Annotated in this window: 17 protein-coding genes; 8 read left to right on the forward strand and 9 right to left on the reverse strand. The window is 60.1% G+C overall.

The window, feature by feature from the left end; genetic code table 11:
* Positions 1-55: 55 nt before the first annotated feature.
* Together nlpD and rpoS are read left to right on the forward strand one after the other, a co-directional pair.
* A complete protein-coding gene (gene nlpD, locus L2I46_RS05875; protein ID WP_023290819.1) occupies positions 56-1,186 on the forward strand; it encodes a murein hydrolase activator NlpD in 1,131 nt (376 codons plus the stop codon).
* Between the two features lie 158 nt (positions 1,187-1,344).
* Complete coding sequence (gene rpoS, locus L2I46_RS05880; RefSeq protein WP_002915106.1) at positions 1,345-2,337, forward strand: RNA polymerase sigma factor RpoS; 993 nt, start codon at positions 1,345-1,347, stop codon at positions 2,335-2,337.
* 52 nt (positions 2,338-2,389) lie between these two features.
* On the opposite strand, the gene L2I46_RS05885 is transcribed toward rpoS, so the two are convergent.
* Together L2I46_RS05885 and L2I46_RS05890 are read right to left on the reverse strand one after the other, a co-directional pair.
* Positions 2,390-2,767, reverse strand: a complete 378-nt coding sequence (locus L2I46_RS05885; protein ID WP_223065647.1) for a DUF4440 domain-containing protein — start codon at positions 2,765-2,767, stop codon at positions 2,390-2,392.
* The gene (locus L2I46_RS05890; protein ID WP_101977760.1) at positions 2,764-3,966 is read right to left on the reverse strand and encodes an MFS transporter; all 1,203 of its coding nucleotides are present in this window, start codon (positions 3,964-3,966) and stop codon (positions 2,764-2,766) included. Before L2I46_RS05890 ends, L2I46_RS05885 begins: the two co-directional genes overlap by 4 nt.
* A 108-nt stretch (positions 3,967-4,074) precedes the next feature.
* Here L2I46_RS05890 and L2I46_RS05895 point away from each other — a divergent pair, with 108 nt between their 5' ends.
* Complete coding sequence (locus tag L2I46_RS05895) at positions 4,075-4,962, forward strand: LysR family transcriptional regulator (protein WP_032453901.1); 888 nt, start codon at positions 4,075-4,077, stop codon at positions 4,960-4,962.
* An 8-nt stretch (positions 4,963-4,970) separates the two neighbouring features.
* Here L2I46_RS05895 and L2I46_RS05900 read toward each other — a convergent pair whose 3' ends face one another.
* Positions 4,971-5,378, reverse strand: a complete 408-nt coding sequence (locus tag L2I46_RS05900) for a MarR family winged helix-turn-helix transcriptional regulator (protein ID WP_023290815.1) — start codon at positions 5,376-5,378, stop codon at positions 4,971-4,973.
* Between the two features lie 172 nt (positions 5,379-5,550).
* Between L2I46_RS05900 and L2I46_RS05905 the strand changes: the two genes are divergently transcribed.
* From L2I46_RS05905 to L2I46_RS05920, 4 genes are all read left to right on the forward strand, one after another.
* Complete coding sequence (locus L2I46_RS05905; protein WP_023290814.1) at positions 5,551-6,144, forward strand: non-oxidative hydroxyarylic acid decarboxylases subunit B; 594 nt, start codon at positions 5,551-5,553, stop codon at positions 6,142-6,144.
* Positions 6,144-7,571, forward strand: coding sequence for a non-oxidative hydroxyarylic acid decarboxylases subunit C (locus L2I46_RS05910; protein ID WP_236947615.1), 1,428 nt, complete (start codon positions 6,144-6,146; stop codon positions 7,569-7,571). Before L2I46_RS05905 ends, L2I46_RS05910 begins: the two co-directional genes overlap by 1 nt.
* Before the next feature lie 10 nt (positions 7,572-7,581).
* Complete coding sequence (locus L2I46_RS05915) at positions 7,582-7,818, forward strand: non-oxidative hydroxyarylic acid decarboxylases subunit D (RefSeq protein ID WP_017899174.1); 237 nt, start codon at positions 7,582-7,584, stop codon at positions 7,816-7,818.
* 431 nt (positions 7,819-8,249) lie between these two features.
* A complete protein-coding gene (locus tag L2I46_RS05920; RefSeq protein ID WP_025999150.1) occupies positions 8,250-8,402 on the forward strand; it encodes a Hok/Gef family protein in 153 nt (50 codons plus the stop codon).
* A gap of 118 nt (positions 8,403-8,520) precedes the next feature.
* On the opposite strand, the gene mutS is transcribed toward L2I46_RS05920, so the two are convergent.
* Complete coding sequence (gene mutS / locus L2I46_RS05925) at positions 8,521-11,082, reverse strand: DNA mismatch repair protein MutS (RefSeq protein ID WP_236947616.1); 2,562 nt, start codon at positions 11,080-11,082, stop codon at positions 8,521-8,523.
* A gap of 296 nt (positions 11,083-11,378) precedes the next feature.
* Here mutS and L2I46_RS05930 point away from each other — a divergent pair, with 296 nt between their 5' ends.
* Positions 11,379-11,546, forward strand: coding sequence for a hypothetical protein (locus L2I46_RS05930; RefSeq protein ID WP_162838135.1), 168 nt, complete (start codon positions 11,379-11,381; stop codon positions 11,544-11,546).
* On the opposite strand, the gene L2I46_RS05935 is transcribed toward L2I46_RS05930, so the two are convergent.
* From L2I46_RS05935 to L2I46_RS05955, 5 genes are all read right to left on the reverse strand, one after another.
* Complete coding sequence (locus L2I46_RS05935; protein ID WP_023290812.1) at positions 11,543-12,160, reverse strand: Fic/DOC family protein; 618 nt, start codon at positions 12,158-12,160, stop codon at positions 11,543-11,545. The genes L2I46_RS05930 and L2I46_RS05935 overlap by 4 nt on opposite strands.
* 115 nt (positions 12,161-12,275) lie before the next feature.
* Entirely contained in the window at positions 12,276-13,055 is a 780-nt protein-coding gene (locus tag L2I46_RS05940; protein ID WP_060591945.1) for a heme ABC transporter ATP-binding protein, read from the reverse strand.
* Complete coding sequence (locus tag L2I46_RS05945; RefSeq protein WP_117136216.1) at positions 13,048-14,043, reverse strand: FecCD family ABC transporter permease; 996 nt, start codon at positions 14,041-14,043, stop codon at positions 13,048-13,050. Before L2I46_RS05945 ends, L2I46_RS05940 begins: the two co-directional genes overlap by 8 nt.
* Positions 14,043-14,861 carry a heme/hemin ABC transporter substrate-binding protein gene (locus L2I46_RS05950; protein WP_117136214.1) on the reverse strand — a complete coding sequence of 273 codons (819 nt, stop codon included), beginning with the start codon at positions 14,859-14,861 and terminating at the stop codon, positions 14,043-14,045. The genes L2I46_RS05945 and L2I46_RS05950 overlap by 1 nt, the downstream gene beginning before the upstream one ends.
* Positions 14,858-15,889, reverse strand: a complete 1,032-nt coding sequence (locus L2I46_RS05955; protein ID WP_023290808.1) for a hemin-degrading factor — start codon at positions 15,887-15,889, stop codon at positions 14,858-14,860. The genes L2I46_RS05950 and L2I46_RS05955 overlap by 4 nt, the downstream gene beginning before the upstream one ends.
* Between the last annotated feature and the right edge of the window lie 65 nt (positions 15,890-15,954).

The following is a 15,954-nucleotide window of genomic DNA, read 5'->3' on the forward strand; positions in this document are numbered from 1 at the left end:
CCGGGCGTCGCCCGGTAAGCAAGATATTGGCAGTTAACATATTCCTGGGGGATAAATGAGCGCGGGAAGCACCAAATTTACCGTCAGCCGTATTGCGGCTCTTTCACTGGTTTCACTCTGGCTGGCCGGATGTACCAACACCAATAATCCGCCTGCGCCGGTTAGCTCTGCCGGCGGTGCCGCCTCTTCCAGCACCAATTCCGGCATGTTGATTACGCCGCCATCCTCCGGCGTCCAGTCTGCTCCTCAGGCGCAGCCGATCCAGCCGGTGCAGACCCAGACCATTCAGCCGCAGCCAATGGCGCAGGAGCCGGTGCAGACGGTGAATGGCAAGATCGTTTACAACCGCAAATATGGCGATATTCCGAAAGGTAGCTATACCGGCGGCAGTACCTATACGGTCAAACGCGGCGACACCCTGTTCTATATCGCCTGGGTCACCGGCAACGATTTCCGTGACCTGGCGCAACGCAACAATGTCCCGGCCCCGTACGCCCTGAACGTCGGTCAGGTGCTGCAGGTCGGCAACGCTTCAGGCCAGCCGATCACCGGTGAAAACGCCGTTTCTCAGGCCAGCGCAAGGGCGAGCGGCGGTGCGACGGCCACCACAACTTCTGCACAAAAATCGACCGCGGTGGTTGCTTCACAACCGACTATTACGTATTCTGAATCCTCAGGTGAACAAAGTGCTACCAAGATGTTGCCTAATAATAAACCAGCGACCACGACCTCGACGGTTGTCGCGCCGGTGACGGCACCTACAACGGTGAGCACAACCCAGCCGACTGCAAGCAGTACGTCAACCAGTTCGCCGATCTCATCATGGCGCTGGCCGACTGATGGCAAAGTTATCGAGAACTTTAGTGGCGCGGAAGGCGGCAATAAAGGTATCGACATTGCAGGCAGTAAGGGACAGGCTATTGTCGCGACCGCCGATGGGCGCGTCGTCTATGCCGGTAACGCACTGCGCGGCTACGGTAATCTTATTATCATCAAACATAACGATGATTACCTGAGTGCCTACGCTCATAACGATACCATGCTGGTTCGGGAGCAACAGGAAGTCAAAGCGGGGCAGAAAATCGCTACCATGGGTAGCACCGGAACCAGCTCAACAAGATTACATTTTGAAATTCGTTACAAGGGGAAATCCGTCAACCCGCTGCAGTACTTACCGCAGCGATAATTTGGCAAAGTACGGATAAGCGAAGCATTAGCTAACAGGCGCCAGGGCGGTGTCTATGCGCCTCTCGCTGAGAGGAGTAGGGGAAATCGTCCTGGCGTCTTTTGTTGATGCGCCGTGGAAGGTGCTTTGCTCAGGGATCACGGGTAGGAGCCACCTTTATGAGTCAGAATACGCTGAAAGTTCATGATTTAAATGAAGACGCGGAATTTGATGAGAACGGAATTGAGGTTTTCGACGAGAAGGCCTTAGTAGAAGAGGAACCCAGTGATAGCGATCTGGCTGAGGAAGAGCTGCTGTCGCAAGGCGCAACGCAACGCGTGCTTGACGCCACTCAGCTTTATCTTGGAGAGATTGGTTATTCCCCACTGCTGACCGCGGAAGAGGAAGTCTATTTCGCGCGTCGCGCACTGCGTGGTGATGTCGCTTCACGCCGTCGCATGATTGAAAGCAACCTGCGTCTGGTGGTGAAGATTGCCCGTCGTTACAGCAATCGTGGTCTGGCGCTGCTGGATCTGATTGAAGAAGGTAACCTCGGCCTGATCCGCGCCGTTGAGAAGTTTGACCCGGAACGTGGGTTCCGTTTTTCGACCTATGCGACCTGGTGGATCCGCCAGACCATTGAACGGGCGATCATGAACCAAACCCGTACGATCCGTTTGCCGATCCATATTGTCAAAGAGCTGAACGTCTATCTGCGTACCGCGCGCGAGTTGTCCCACAAGCTGGACCACGAGCCGAGCGCGGAAGAGATTGCCGAACAGCTGGACAAACCGGTCGATGACGTCAGCCGTATGCTGCGTCTGAACGAGCGCATCACCTCGGTGGATACCCCGCTGGGTGGCGATTCAGAAAAAGCGCTGCTGGATATTCTGGCCGATGAGAAAGAGAACGGCCCGGAAGACACCACGCAGGACGATGATATGAAACAAAGCATCGTTAAATGGCTGTTCGAACTGAACGCCAAGCAGCGTGAGGTTCTGGCGCGTCGTTTCGGTCTGCTGGGTTATGAAGCCGCCACCCTGGAAGATGTGGGCCGTGAAATTGGCCTCACTCGCGAGCGTGTGCGTCAGATCCAGGTGGAAGGTCTGCGTCGCCTGCGGGAAATTCTGCAGGGGCAAGGACTGAATATCGAAGCGCTCTTCCGCGAATAAGATCTTTTCTCTCAAAAAGGCCCCCTCGAAAGACGGGGCCTTTTTCTTTGCGCTAGCCGAGGCGGGTTTCCTGCAGATGGCGCCAGACAATTTTCCCTTCCGCTTGCTGAAAAATCGCCGTCGACCAGCGTACGTTCTCACTGCCATCCGCCAGCGTTTGGCGTTCACGGTACAGCACGGCGGCGCCGTCGTGCCACTCGCTGATGATTTTCGCCTGATCCACCACAATGTGTAATTCCGGACGGCTTGCGCCCGCCTGGTGGAAAAAACGGCTCACCGTCGGGTAGTCCATCTTCTCGCCGTTCAAAGGGATCATGGTGAATTCGGCGGCAAAGCGGCTCATCAGCGCCTCAGCGCTACCTTCCCCCTGGCTTAACCAGTGTTCGATAAGGACATGGGCGTCGACGACTTCCTGCAGATAAGGGTTCATGACTTCTCCAGAGTAGTGTGCAGGCGATGGATAATCGCCCGATTATTCAGCCGCAGGCAAAACAGCAGCGGCAACAGGGTTATGGCGGCGGCGCAGCTAAACGCGCCCTGCCAGGCGTAGGCCGGCGGGAAGACTCTCAACAGCAGGGCGAGCAGCGCGCTGCCGGCAAAGAAGCTGAGCTGGCGGTTAAGATTCCACAGCGCGCTGGCGTCAGGCATCTCTTCGCCAGGCGTATGCAGGAAAGCGCTGCTTTGCGCGGTGCTGCTGCATAAGCTGCCTCCGCCGCCCATCAGCGTAAAGGCCAGAATCAACAGCGCCAGCGGGCTGCGCGCATCGACCTGCAGCAGCAGCAGGATCCCCGCCGCCTGTAGCAGGCAGCCGACCATCACCAGCGGCCGCGGCCCGAAGCGGTTGAAATACCTGCCGGTAAAGGTGATGGCGGCAAACGAGGCCAGCGACCACGGCACCATCAGGGCGCCAGTGGCCCCCGGCGCCATCCCGGTGACGCGTTGCAGGTAGAACATTCCCACCACGTTGACGGCAATAAACATCCCCGGTACGCAGAGATAGATCAGCATGGCGAAGCGCAGGAGAGGATCGGCCAGCAATGACAGCGGGAGAAAGCGGGTCGGCCGGACGGGAGCGGGGCTGTCGTTTAGCCATCGCGCCGCCAGCATAAAGGTAAGCAGGGCGACAGGCAGGCTGGCGAAAAAGACCCAGCGCCAGCTGAACGCCTGGACGAGCAGACCCCCGATCGCCGGCGAGCAGGCGGGCGCCAGCAGGCCGACCAGCATCACCGCCGCCGACAGCTTCGCCCGCTCCTGCGGCTGAAACAGCGGCCACGTCAGCGCCTGGCCGAGGGGGATTAACAGCCCGCCGCCCATCCCCTGCAGCGTACGCCAGAAAATCAGCTCACCCAGGCTATGGGCCAGCCCCGATGCCAGCGCGCCGAGGCTGAACAGCCCCAGCGAGAGTAAAAACAGCCGTTTTGGCCCACAGCGCTGGCTAAGCCAGGCACTGAACGGTACGACGGCCGTCAGGCCAAGAATATAGGCATTGCTGACCCACGCCAGCTGCGAGACGGACACCGCCAGCTCGTGGCTGATAGCCGGGAAGGCAATGCTGGCGATAAACATATTGATTAGGTCGAGAAAAAAGCCGAACAGAAAAACGGTGGCAACGCGGTGGCGATAGGTCATGATTCACTCCCTCAGACAGGCGGCTACTGTAAACCCGGCGCCGCGGGGGATAAATGGGGCGAATCGGGATATACTGTCTGAATATTTTTGACAATCATCCGGACGACGATGCTAAACCTTCAGCGTGTGACCATGTTTATCGCCGTGGTGGACGCCGGCAGCTTTACCCAGGCCGCCGCGGCGCTGGGGCAGACCAAGGCGGTGGTCAGCTTTAACGTACGGCAACTGGAAAATGAGCTGGGGGTGACGCTGCTGCTGCGCTCGACGCGCCGTCTGCGGCTCACTGACGCCGGGGCGCTGTTCTATCAGCGTGGGGTGGCGCTGCTCAAAGCGGCGGAAAATCTGCAGGATGAGGTCCGGGCCAGCCATAGCGGTTTAAGCGGAGAGCTGCGGATCACCACCACGCCGGAGTATGGCGCGCAGGTCATCATCCCGGCGCTGGCGGCGTTTTCCCGTCATCATCCGGCGCTACGGGTGCGGCACGTCTCGTCCTCCCATCATGCGGATCTTATCTCCGAACGATTTGACGTGGCGATACGCCTCGGTACGCTGGCCGATTCCCGCTATCGGGCGACGCGGATAGCCAGTTTCGCGATCCTGCCCGTCGCCTCCCCGGCCTGGCTGGCGAGCCATCCGGTGCTGACGCTGTCCGATCTGGCGCAAGCTGACTGGATTATTCACGAGCGTCTGCCGGCCCCGCTGCGCTGGCAGCTGCGAACGGATGAACAGGCAGAGGTGGATTTTACGATAGTCAACGCGCCACGGTTTTCAGCCGACAGCGCCACGGCGCTGATGAGCTTTGCTCTGGCCGGATGCGGCATCGCTTTGCTGCCAGCCTGGCTGGTGGCCGGTAAACTGGCGCAGCGGGAGCTGGTGGCTGTCCTGCCGGAATACCATTTCCCGCCGCAGGGAGTGTATGCCCTTTATCCCGATGCGCAGCATATGCCGACCCGGGTGCGGACGTTTATCGACTTCCTGCGCGAGCAGCTCGGCTAGGCGCTTGCTCAGGGAACCATCATTTTACGCACCAGCCGGGAGAACTGTTCGCGTTCATCATCGCTCAGGCGGCCAAGAAACTCGTCATCGACCTCATTGCCTTGCGGAATGGAACGGTTAAGCAGCGCCTCGCCTTCGTCGGTCAGATAGACAAAACGGCGGCGCTTATCGGCCGGATCGTGCTCCCGGCGCACCAGGCCGCGCGCTTCCATCCGGCTGAGCATCTCCGCCAGCGTGGCCTTCGTACTGACCGCCGCTTCAATCAGCACCACCTGTTCGATCCCCGGCTGCTCCGCAACCGAGCGCATCACCGCATACTGAGGCTTAGTCAGGTCCGGTAACGCCTGCTGCCAGCGGGCGGTATGTTGTTGAAAAAGCTGGCGCAGCAGGTGGAATGCTTCGTTTCGTAACTCCATGGATACTCCGTAACAAAACTGTCACCTCTATGATAGCCGTTCGTACGCCTTTTTATACCTTTTCCCTGTTTGATTAAAAATGCGCACGTATACGAACGATCTTGTCATTCGACTCAGGAGAGGGTAATTTAAGCATAAAGTTCGTGTACGAACAAATTGAATGAGGTCTGGAATGAAACTGATTGTTGGGATGACGGGGGCCACCGGGGCTCCGCTTGGGGTGGCATTACTGCAGGCGCTGCGCGATATGCCGGAGGTGGAAACCCATCTGGTGATGTCGAAGTGGGCCAAAACCACCATCGAGCTGGAAACACCCTGGACGGCACGGGAAGTGGCCGCGCTGGCGGACTTTTCCCACAGCCCGGCCGACCAGGCCGCCACCATCTCATCAGGTTCATTTCGTACCGACGGCATGATCGTGATTCCCTGCAGTATGAAAACGCTGGCAGGCATTCGCGCAGGCTATGCCGAGGGGCTGGTGGGACGCGCGGCGGACGTGGTGCTTAAAGAGGGGCGCAAGCTGGTGCTGGTCCCGCGGGAAATGCCGCTCAGCACGATCCATCTGGAGAACATGCTGGCGCTGTCCCGTATGGGCGTGGCGATGGTGCCGCCGATGCCGGCTTACTATAACCACCCGGAGACGGTTGACGATATCACCAACCACATTGTGACCCGGGTGCTGGATCAGTTTGGCCTCGACTATCACAAAGCGCGCCGCTGGAACGGCTTGCGCACGGCAGAACAATTAGCACAGGAGATCGAATAATGGCTTTTGATGATTTGCGCAGCTTTTTGCAGGCGCTGGATGACCAGGGACAACTGCTGAAAATCAGTGAGGAGGTGAACGCTGAGCCAGACCTGGCGGCGGCAGCCAATGCCACCGGACGCATCGGCGACGGCGCCCCGGCGCTGTGGTTCGATAAGATTCGCGGCTTTACCGACGCCCGGGTGACGATGAACACCATCGGCTCGTGGCAGAACCATGCCATCTCGCTGGGCCTGCCGCCCAACACGCCGGTGAAAAAGCAGATTGATGAATTCATCCGCCGTTGGGATAACTTCCCGGTGACGCCAGAGCGCCGCGCCAACCCGGCATGGGCGGAAAACACCGTGGATGGCGATGATATCAACCTGTTCGATATTCTGCCGCTGTTCCGCCTCAACGATGGCGACGGCGGGTTCTACCTCGACAAAGCCTGTGTCGTTTCGCGCGATCCGCTTGACCCTGACAACTTCGGTAAGCAAAACGTCGGTATCTACCGTATGGAAGTGAAAGGCAAGCGCAAGCTTGGCCTGCAGCCGGTGCCGATGCACGATATCGCCCTGCATCTGCATAAAGCGGAAGAGCGCGGGGAAGACCTGCCGATCGCCATTACCCTCGGTAACGACCCGATTATCACCCTGATGGGCGCCACGCCGCTGAAATACGATCAGTCAGAATATGAAATGGCCGGCGCGCTGCGTGAGAGCCCGTATCCCATCGCCACCGCGCCGCTGACCGGCTTTGACGTGCCCTGGGGTTCGGAAGTGATCCTCGAAGGGGTGATTGAAGGCCGTAAGCGTGAGATAGAGGGGCCGTTCGGTGAGTTTACCGGCCACTACTCCGGCGGTCGTAACATGACGGTAGTGCGCATCGACAAAGTCTCGTATCGCAGCAAACCGATTTTTGAATCGCTCTATCTCGGTATGCCGTGGACCGAAATCGACTATCTGATAGGCCCGGCCACCTGCGTGCCGCTGTATCAGCAGCTGAAGGCAGAGTTCCCGGAAGTGCAGGCGGTCAACGCTATGTACACCCACGGTCTGCTGGCGATTATCTCCACCAAAAAACGCTACGGCGGTTTTGCCCGCGCGGTGGGTTTGCGGGCGATGACCACTCCCCACGGCCTCGGCTATGTGAAGATGGTGATCATGGTTGATGAAGACGTTGACCCGTTCAACCTGCCGCAGGTGATGTGGGCGCTCTCCTCGAAGGTTAACCCGGCGGGAGACCTGGTGCAGTTGCCGAACATGTCGGTCCTTGAACTTGACCCAGGCTCCAGCCCGGCGGGCATCACCGACAAGCTAATTATCGACGCCACCACCCCGGTTGCGCCGGACCTTCGCGGCCACTACAGCCAGCCGGTGCAGGATCTGCCGGAAACCAAAGCCTGGGCTGAAAAACTGACCGCTATGCTGGCCAACCGTAAATAAGGAGAAGAAGATGATTTGTCCACGTTGCGCCGATGAAAAGATTGACGTCATGGCGAAATCGCCGGTGAAAGGAGTCTGGACGGTGTATCAGTGCCAGCACTGTCTGTATACCTGGCGGGATACCGAGCCGCTGCGCCGCACCAGCCGCGAGCACTATCCTGAAGCGTTCCGGATGACGCAGAAAGATATTGATGAGGCGCCGCAGGTGCCGCACGTCCCGCCGCTATTGCCGGAAGATAAGCGTTAATGAAAATAGCCTGCTAAGGGCTTATCCTGTTAGGGCTATTTTACCTGCCATTTTAAAACTGGGTCGTGCGCAAACTGCCTGCGACCATCACGCCGACTGGGATAATCTCTCCGTCGGCTTTTTTATATTTCGCAAAATAATAAAATTTATTTATTCATTAAATCCAGAAATTATGTAAAGGGGTAATATAATGGGGCGACTTTGCGAGTCGGCTTCCAGATTATTATAAAATCCGTCTGATTAATTCCTTGCAGATAAATTTCACGCCCTGACGAGTATAGAATAGCGGCGGGTGCTTGAGGCTGTCTGGCCTTGAGCAAGACCAGGACCCCAGACAGACGAAAGCCCCAGGAGATATTTCTATCAACTGAGGCTAGCGAATGAACATAGACAATTCAGATGTTAGTCTCTTCTTTGCAGGGAGGCAAGATATGCTGACAAAATATGCCCTTGTGGCAATCATCGTACTCTGTATTACGGTACTGGGATTTACGCTGTTGGTGCACAGCTCGCTATGCGAGCTGAGTATTAAAGAGCGTAGTATTGAGTTTAAAGCTGTTCTCGCTTACGAATCGAAGAAGTAGCATCCGCGCGGGGGCAACCCCGCGTATTGGTTGTCAGGACGCATCCTCTTGCACCCATTTTTAGTTTGTTAAAACGGCAGCGCTGAGCGGCGCTGCCGTTTTTCACCTTAATGGGGCGCTAGACCAGACTTTTCAGACGGTAGATCCACTCCAGCGCCTGACGCGGGGTCAGGGAGTCCGGATCAAGATTCTCCAGCGCCTCAACCGCAGGCGAGGTCTCTTCCGGAGCGGCGAGCAGCGACATCTGCGTGCCGTCGACCTGGGTCGCCGCCGCGTTGGGCGAGATACTCTCCAGCTCGCGCAGTTTCTGCCGCGCGCGCTTGATCACCTCTTTCGGCACCCCGGCCAGCGCGGCGACCGCCAGGCCGTAGCTCTTGCTGGCCGCGCCATCCTGCACGCTGTGCATAAAGGCGATGGTGTCGCCATGCTCCAGCGCGTCGAGATGGACGTTGGCGACGCCTTCCATTTTCTCCGGCAGCTGAGTGAGCTCGAAGTAGTGGGTGGCGAACAGCGTCAGCGCCTTGATTTTGTTTGCGAGATTTTCCGCACAGGCCCATGCCAGCGACAGACCGTCGTAGGTGGACGTGCCGCGGCCAATCTCATCCATCAGCACCAGGCTGTGTTCGGTGGCGTTGTGCAGGATATTGGCGGTTTCAGTCATCTCCACCATAAAGGTCGAGCGGCCGCTGGCCAGGTCGTCCGCCGCGCCGACGCGGGTAAAGATGCGATCGATGGGGCCTATCTCCACCTTCTGCGCCGGGACGTAGCTGCCGATATAGGCCAGCAGCGCAATCAGCGCGGTCTGGCGCATATAGGTACTTTTACCGCCCATGTTCGGCCCGGTGATGATCAGCATCCGCCGCTGCGGCGCCAGCTGCAGCGGGTTGGCGATAAACGGCTCTTTCAGCACCTGCTCGACCACCGGATGGCGGCCTTCGCTGATGCGAATGCCCGGCTTATCGCTAAAGGTCGGGCAGCAGTAGTTGAGGGTTTCCGCGCGTTCCGCCAGGTTGACCAGCACGTCCAGCTCGGCCAGCGCGCTGGCGCTCGCCTGCAGGTCGGCAAGGTACGGCAGCAGCAGGTCGAACAGTTCGTCATAAAGCTGCTTTTCCAGCGCCAGCGCTTTGCCCTTGGAGGTCAGCACCTTATCTTCGTATTCCTTCAGCTCAGGAATAATATAGCGTTCGGCGTTTTTCAGCGTCTGGCGTCGCACGTAGTGGATCGGCGCGAGGTGGCTCTGGCCGCGGCTGATCTGGATGTAGTAGCCGTGGACGGCGTTGTAGCCGACCTTCAGGGTGTCGAGGCCCAGCCGCTCGCGCTCGCGGATCTCCAGCTTATCGAGATAATCGGTGGCGCCATCGGCCAGCGCCCGCCACTCGTCCAGCTCTGCGCTGTAGCCTGGAGCGATGACCCCGCCGTCGCGGACCAGCACCGGCGGGGCGTCGATCACCGCGCGCTCCAGCAGTTCGCGCAGTTCGCTAAACTCGCCCATTTTTTCGCGCAATTTTTGCACCGGCTGACTGTCAACGTCAGCCAGCTGCTCGCGCAGCAGGGGCAACTGCTGCAGGGCATGACGCATGCGGGCTAAATCGCGTGGACGGGCGGTACGCAGCGCCAGACGCGCCAGAATACGTTCCAGATCGCCGACCTGGCGCAGCACCGGCTGCAGCTCGGTATAGCGCTCCTGCAGCGCGCCGATGGTCTGCTGGCGCTCCACCAGCACGGCGGTATCGCGGACCGGCATATGCAGCCAGCGCTTGAGCATCCGGCTGCCCATCGGCGTCACCGTACAGTCGAGTACCGAGGCCAGAGTGTTATCGGTGCCGCCGGCGAGATTCTGGGTGATCTCGAGGTTACGGCGGGTGGCGGCATCCATAATGATGCTGTCCTGCTGGCGCTCCATGGTGATGGAGCGAATATGCGGCAGCGAGGTGCGCTGGGTGTCTTTGACATACTGCAGCAGGCAGCCGGCGGCGCACAGGCCGCGGGGGGCGTTTTCCACGCCGAAGCCGACCAGATCGCGGGTGCCGAACTGCAGGTTAAGCTGCTGGCGCGCGGTGTCGATTTCAAATTCCCACAGCGGGCGACGGCGCAGACCGCGGCGGCCTTCGATCAGCGACGATTCGGCAAAATCTTCCGCGTACAGCAGCTCCGCCGGATTAGTGCGCTGCAGCTCTGCCGCCATGGTTTCGCGGTCGGCCGGTTCGCTCAGGCGGAAGCGGCCGGAGCTGATGTCCAGCGTCGCGTAGCCAAAGCCTTTGCTGTCCTGCCAGATGGCGGCCAGCAGGTTGTCCTGACGCTCCTGCAGCAGCGCTTCATCGCTGATGGTGCCCGGCGTGACGATACGCACCACTTTACGCTCGACCGGCCCTTTGGTGGTGGCCGGGTCGCCTATCTGCTCGCAAATAGCTACCGACTCGCCCTGATTAACCAGTTTCGCAAGATAGTTTTCCACCGCGTGGTGGGGGATGCCGGCCATGGGAATGGGTTCGCCCGCGGAGGCGCCGCGTTTGGTCAGCGAGATATCGAGCAGCTGCGACGCGCGTTTCGCATCCTCATAAAACAGCTCGTAAAAATCCCCCATCCGGTAAAACAGCAGAATGTCAGGATGTTGCGCCTTCAGCTTGAGATACTGCTGCATCATCGGCGTGTGGGCGTCGAGATTGTCAATTGTGCTCATGGGGTGTTATCCAGATCCCTGATTTGAAATGGCTGCGATTTTGTTGTTTTCGTCGTTATCACATGGATGAGACATGATAACGGAGATGGGCAGGCGAGGGAAACTGACGAACGCGCGCGGCGCGATCCGGATTCCAGTTGCAGAGGGGGATGAGTCATCAAAAGCCAGCATCAGGATGTGCAGTTACCGGTTCAAAAAAGCCCTATCCGATATTTCCCTGGATAAGCCTTAACGGCAGCAGTTAGCAACGATCCTTGATATACTGAAACCATCAGGTGAATGAAAAGGGAGATGCCATGAGTCACAACAAAAAAGATCAGGCCACATACGCCAGACCTTCCCGCGCTGACATCGTTCGTTCTGTTGCGACATCAACCGCGGTCGAGACAGGGCAACCCTCAGCCAGAGTTGAAGAGAGTCTTGAAGCCGCGCGCAAAAAATATGCGCATCTTCGTCTTGCCTAATCCCTTCTTAAGGCCATGCTGACCCAGTGTTTCATCGGTCGATAGTCCAGAGTCAAACCTGCATGGATAGCCGATATATACTGGGTTTTGTTTTGTTCCCAGCTTTGATAATTCAGCGGTTTATAGCCAGCCTGCACCGCCATCACATCAGCTAATAATCGTGATAAACGCCCGTTACCCTCTCTGAATGGATGGATGAGGATCAATTCAACATGTGTGACTGCGATAGCTTCTGTGAGCTGCAATTCACTCATGCCTGAACAAGGCGTATAATGAGCAAGGTATTTCTTATCAAAATCGTTTAGCAGTTTAGCCAGCTGTGTTGAAGGGGCGAACATAAAATCGCCTTTGCTGATATTGACCGTTCTTTCCTGGCCTGCCCATGCATAGATATTGCCTAACCAGCGATAATGCCACTTTTTCAGGATATTGACGCTGAGCAATCCGGTTGGAAAGTGTTCCTCAAAAACCGAGCGATAAAGTTGTTCCAGCAGTACCAGTTCTACGCTATCCATCTCATTTGCGTCAGCAATCCCGAGTTTATTAGCCAAAACCCGTTCACCTGAATTTTTCTCATACTGGCCTTCGCTGCCAGCAACTGTGTATCGGCTCATGGGGACCCTCAAAAGGGAACGCTGATAGATATGAAAGTATAATGCTCATCAGCTTTTGCGGTGTAATACCGAACGCGCGCGGCGCGATCCGGATTCCAGTTGCGCCGCGCGGGGGTTACGGCGCCAGATAGACCTGGGGGGCCGCGTTGTCCGGATGCTGGCCGAGGCGGACATCCGCCCCGTACCAGCGATGGATAACCGACTGTTGGATCACCTCCTGCGGCGTCCCCTGGGCGACCAGGCGGCCCTGGTGAAGCAGCAGGATGCGGTCGGCCCACAGGGCGGCGAGGTTAAGGTCATGCAGCACCACGCACACGTGCAGTTGCCCGCCGGCGGTGAGCCGTTTGAGCAAGCGCAGCAGATGCTGTTGATAGTAAAGGTCCAGCGCCGAGGTGGGCTCATCGAGAAACAGCCAGCCCTGCGGCGCGCCGTCGCGCCACAGCTGCGCCAGACAGCGGGCGAGCTGCACCCGCTGCTGCTCGCCGCCGGAAAGGGCGGGATAGCGGCGGCCGGCAAGGTCATCGCAGCCGGTGACGGCCATTACCGCCGCCAGCTCCGCCGGGTCCGCGGTCGGGCCCCACGGCGAGCGCCCCATGGCGATGACCGTTTCCACCGTCCAGTCGGCCTGCAGGGCCGTGCGCTGTAGCATGACCGCCCGCCGGCGCGCCAGCGCCTCGGGTGACCACGCCTCCAGCGGCGTGCCCGCCAGACGGCGGGTACCGCTATCCGGGGTCAGGTACCCGGTCAGCAGCCGCAGCAGGGTGGATTTGCCAGCGCCGTTCGGCCCGATAAGCGCCGTCATCTCGCCGCCGCGCAGCGCGACGGAGATGTTGTCGATAATCTGCCGCTGGCCGAGGCGAAGCGCCAGCCCCTGCGCGCAATATTCATTAGCCATGTTTGGGGTTCTCCCGACGAAAGACCAGCCACAGAAACCAGGGGGCGCCCAGCAGGCTGGTGAGCAGACCGACCGGCATCTCCGCCGGCGCCGCCACGGTGCGGGCCAGGGTGTCGGCCAGCAGAAGCAGGATCGCGCCGGCCAGCAGCGAGCCGGGGATCAGCCCGCGATGGTCCGGCCCCAGCCACAGGCGCATCAGGTGCGGCACCACCAGGCCAATAAAGCCGATGACGCCGCTAATGGCCACCGCCGCGGCCACCAGCACCGCGCTGCACAGCAGCAGCCAGCGCTGCAGCGCCCGCACGTTGACCCCGAGATAGTGCGCTTCTTCATCGCCGAGCTGCAGCAAATTCAGGCGGGAGGCCATCCACCACACCGCCAGCGCCGCCGGGATGATCAGGGTCGCAGCCACCAACAGGGTCGGCCACTCGGCCTGGCCCAGACTGCCCATGCCCCACAGCGACAGCTGTCGCAGCTGGGCGTCGTTACTCAGCCAGGCCAGCACGCCGACCAGCGCCCCGCACAGCGCGTTGATGGCGATCCCCACCAGCAGCAGGCGCGACAGCGACCCCTCCTCCGCCCGGCTGAGGATAAAAATCACCACCATCACCGCCAGGCTGCCGATAAACGCCGCCAGCATCGGCATATACAGAGCGATCAGCCCCGTTGCGGAGAGCGGGAGCACCAGCCAGCTGGCCACCGCCAGCGCGGCGCCGCTGCTGATGCCCAGCAGGCCCGGGTCGGCAAGCGGGTTGCGAAACAACCCCTGCATCACGCAGCCGGAGAGGGCCAGCGCCGCGCCTACCAGCAGGGCCAGCAGCACCCGCGGCAGACGGATGGTCAGCCAGATGTGGCGCAGCATCTCATCCCCGGCGGGCAGCAGGCTGGCCAGCGGCAAACGCATCGCGCCAAGGGTGGTGGCGAACAGCGTCAGCAGGACCAGCAGCAGCGTCATCAACAGCAAACGGCGGGTGAGGGCAGGGCGCATCAGGGCAGATGCTCCGCTTTTTCACGCAGCGCGATAATCGCCTGCGGGGTGCGCGGCCCAAAGCCGAGCAGGGCCATATCGTCGATCGTCAGCAGCTGCTTATGACGCCCCGCCGGGGTCTGTGCCAGGCCGGGCAGTTTCCACAGCCCGGCTTCGCCGCCCATCCCTTTGAGACCATCGGCGGAGATCACCACCAGATCCGCCTGGCTGGCGGCCACCCCCTCCTGCGACATCGCCCGATAGTGGTCGAAGCCCTGCATCGCGTTCTGCAGCCCGGCGGCGTGAATGGCGCCATCGGCCGCGGTGCGTTGCCCGGCCACCAGGGTATTCATTCCGCCGTGGCTGAGAATAAACAGCACCCGCCTGGCAATCGGCTGCGTTGGAATGGCGGCGATCTGTTGCTGAAGCTGCTGGCGCAGCGCGTCGCCTGCCGGGGTTTTGCCTAACGCTTCGGCAATGACGGCCACTTTGTTATCAATCGCGGCCAGGCTTTCGCCGCCCGGCACGTTTACCACCTTCACGCCGCTCGCCTGCACCTTGTGTAAAACCAGCGAGGGCTGCGCCTGGGCGCTCGCTAGCACCAGCTGCGGACGTAATGCGAGGATCCCCTCGGCGTTCAACTGCCGCAGGTAGCCGACATCCGGCAGCTTTTGCGCCGCCGGGGGCCAGCTGCTGGTGCTGTCCCGGGCGACCAGGCTCTGTTGCGCGCCAAGGGCATAGACGATCTCAGTGACATCGCCGCCGAGGGTGACGAGCCGCTCCACGGCGGCGTGGCACAGCAACGGGAAGGCGATGAGAAGCAGTAACCAGCGCATCATGCGGGCAGTCCTTCGCGGGTCAGACGATCCACCTGCTGGCGCCATTGCGCCTGCTCGGGGTGGCCCTCGCTGCGCTGGCCATAGAGCTGGGCGATCTGGGTGCCGTCTTTGGCGAACAGCTCGACGCTGGTGACGTGTCCGTCTGAGGTCGGCTTGCGGGTCACCCACACTTCATCGAGGCTCTCTTCACGCAGATGCAGGGTAAAGGTGGGATTGAAGATATTCAGCCAGCCGCGCATCGGCGCCAGCTTTTCCAGGGCGCCGGTGAAGATCTGCACGCAGCCGCGATTGCCGACGAAAATCATGATTTCATTGCCCTCCTGGCGCACCGTCTCCAGTAACGCTGGCAGCGCATGGCGATCAACGCGGCAGGCGAGGTCGTCGCTCACCAGGCGGAAGGCCTGCTGGCGGGAAAGCTGATATTTACGCAGCAGACCGAAGAACTGGTGTACGTCGGTCATCGCGCGCCAGTCGTTCTCCAGGGCGGCGCCGTCGGCGCTCTCGGCATATTTCACCGGCTCCAGCGGGCGCAGGGCCAGCGGCGCCGGGGCCGCCACCCGATGTTCTGCGATCAGGGTGTCCCAGGCCGCCATGTCGGTCTGCGTGGTCGCATAGACTTTCAGCAGGGCGTCGCCGTGGTGGTCGAAAAACTGAATGCTCTGGCGACCGTTATCGTTCAGATGGAAGGCGCTGGCCCACTGGCTGAGGAACAGACGCAGGTCGAGCGCGCGCGGGTTGAGCACCAGCCCGGCGTGGCCGCTGAGGTGCTGGTGCGTGAACTGGCCGACCTGCTCATGGACGGCATACTCGTTGCGACAGATGCATTTGGTTTCACCGACGCGCTCCAGGGCGGCAATCAGCGCCCGGGCGTCATCGATCAGGCGCACGGCATCGTGACCGAGGCGGGCGGCGGTCAGCTCGGCTTCGCTGATCCCCATTTCCGCAGCGATATCGCGGGCATATTTCGCGGTGCTGGACGCTTTGGTGGCCTGGTAGCGCTGCCACAGATCGGGGTGGGCATTGGGCATAATCATATCCTTCTCAATGTTCAATATCCCCGGCCGGCGGGCCGGGGGCAGGTGAGTTGTTATTC

Source organism: Klebsiella sp. 2019SCSN059, assembly GCF_021739525.1.
Classification (GTDB): Bacteria; Pseudomonadota; Gammaproteobacteria; order Enterobacterales; family Enterobacteriaceae; genus Klebsiella; species Klebsiella quasipneumoniae.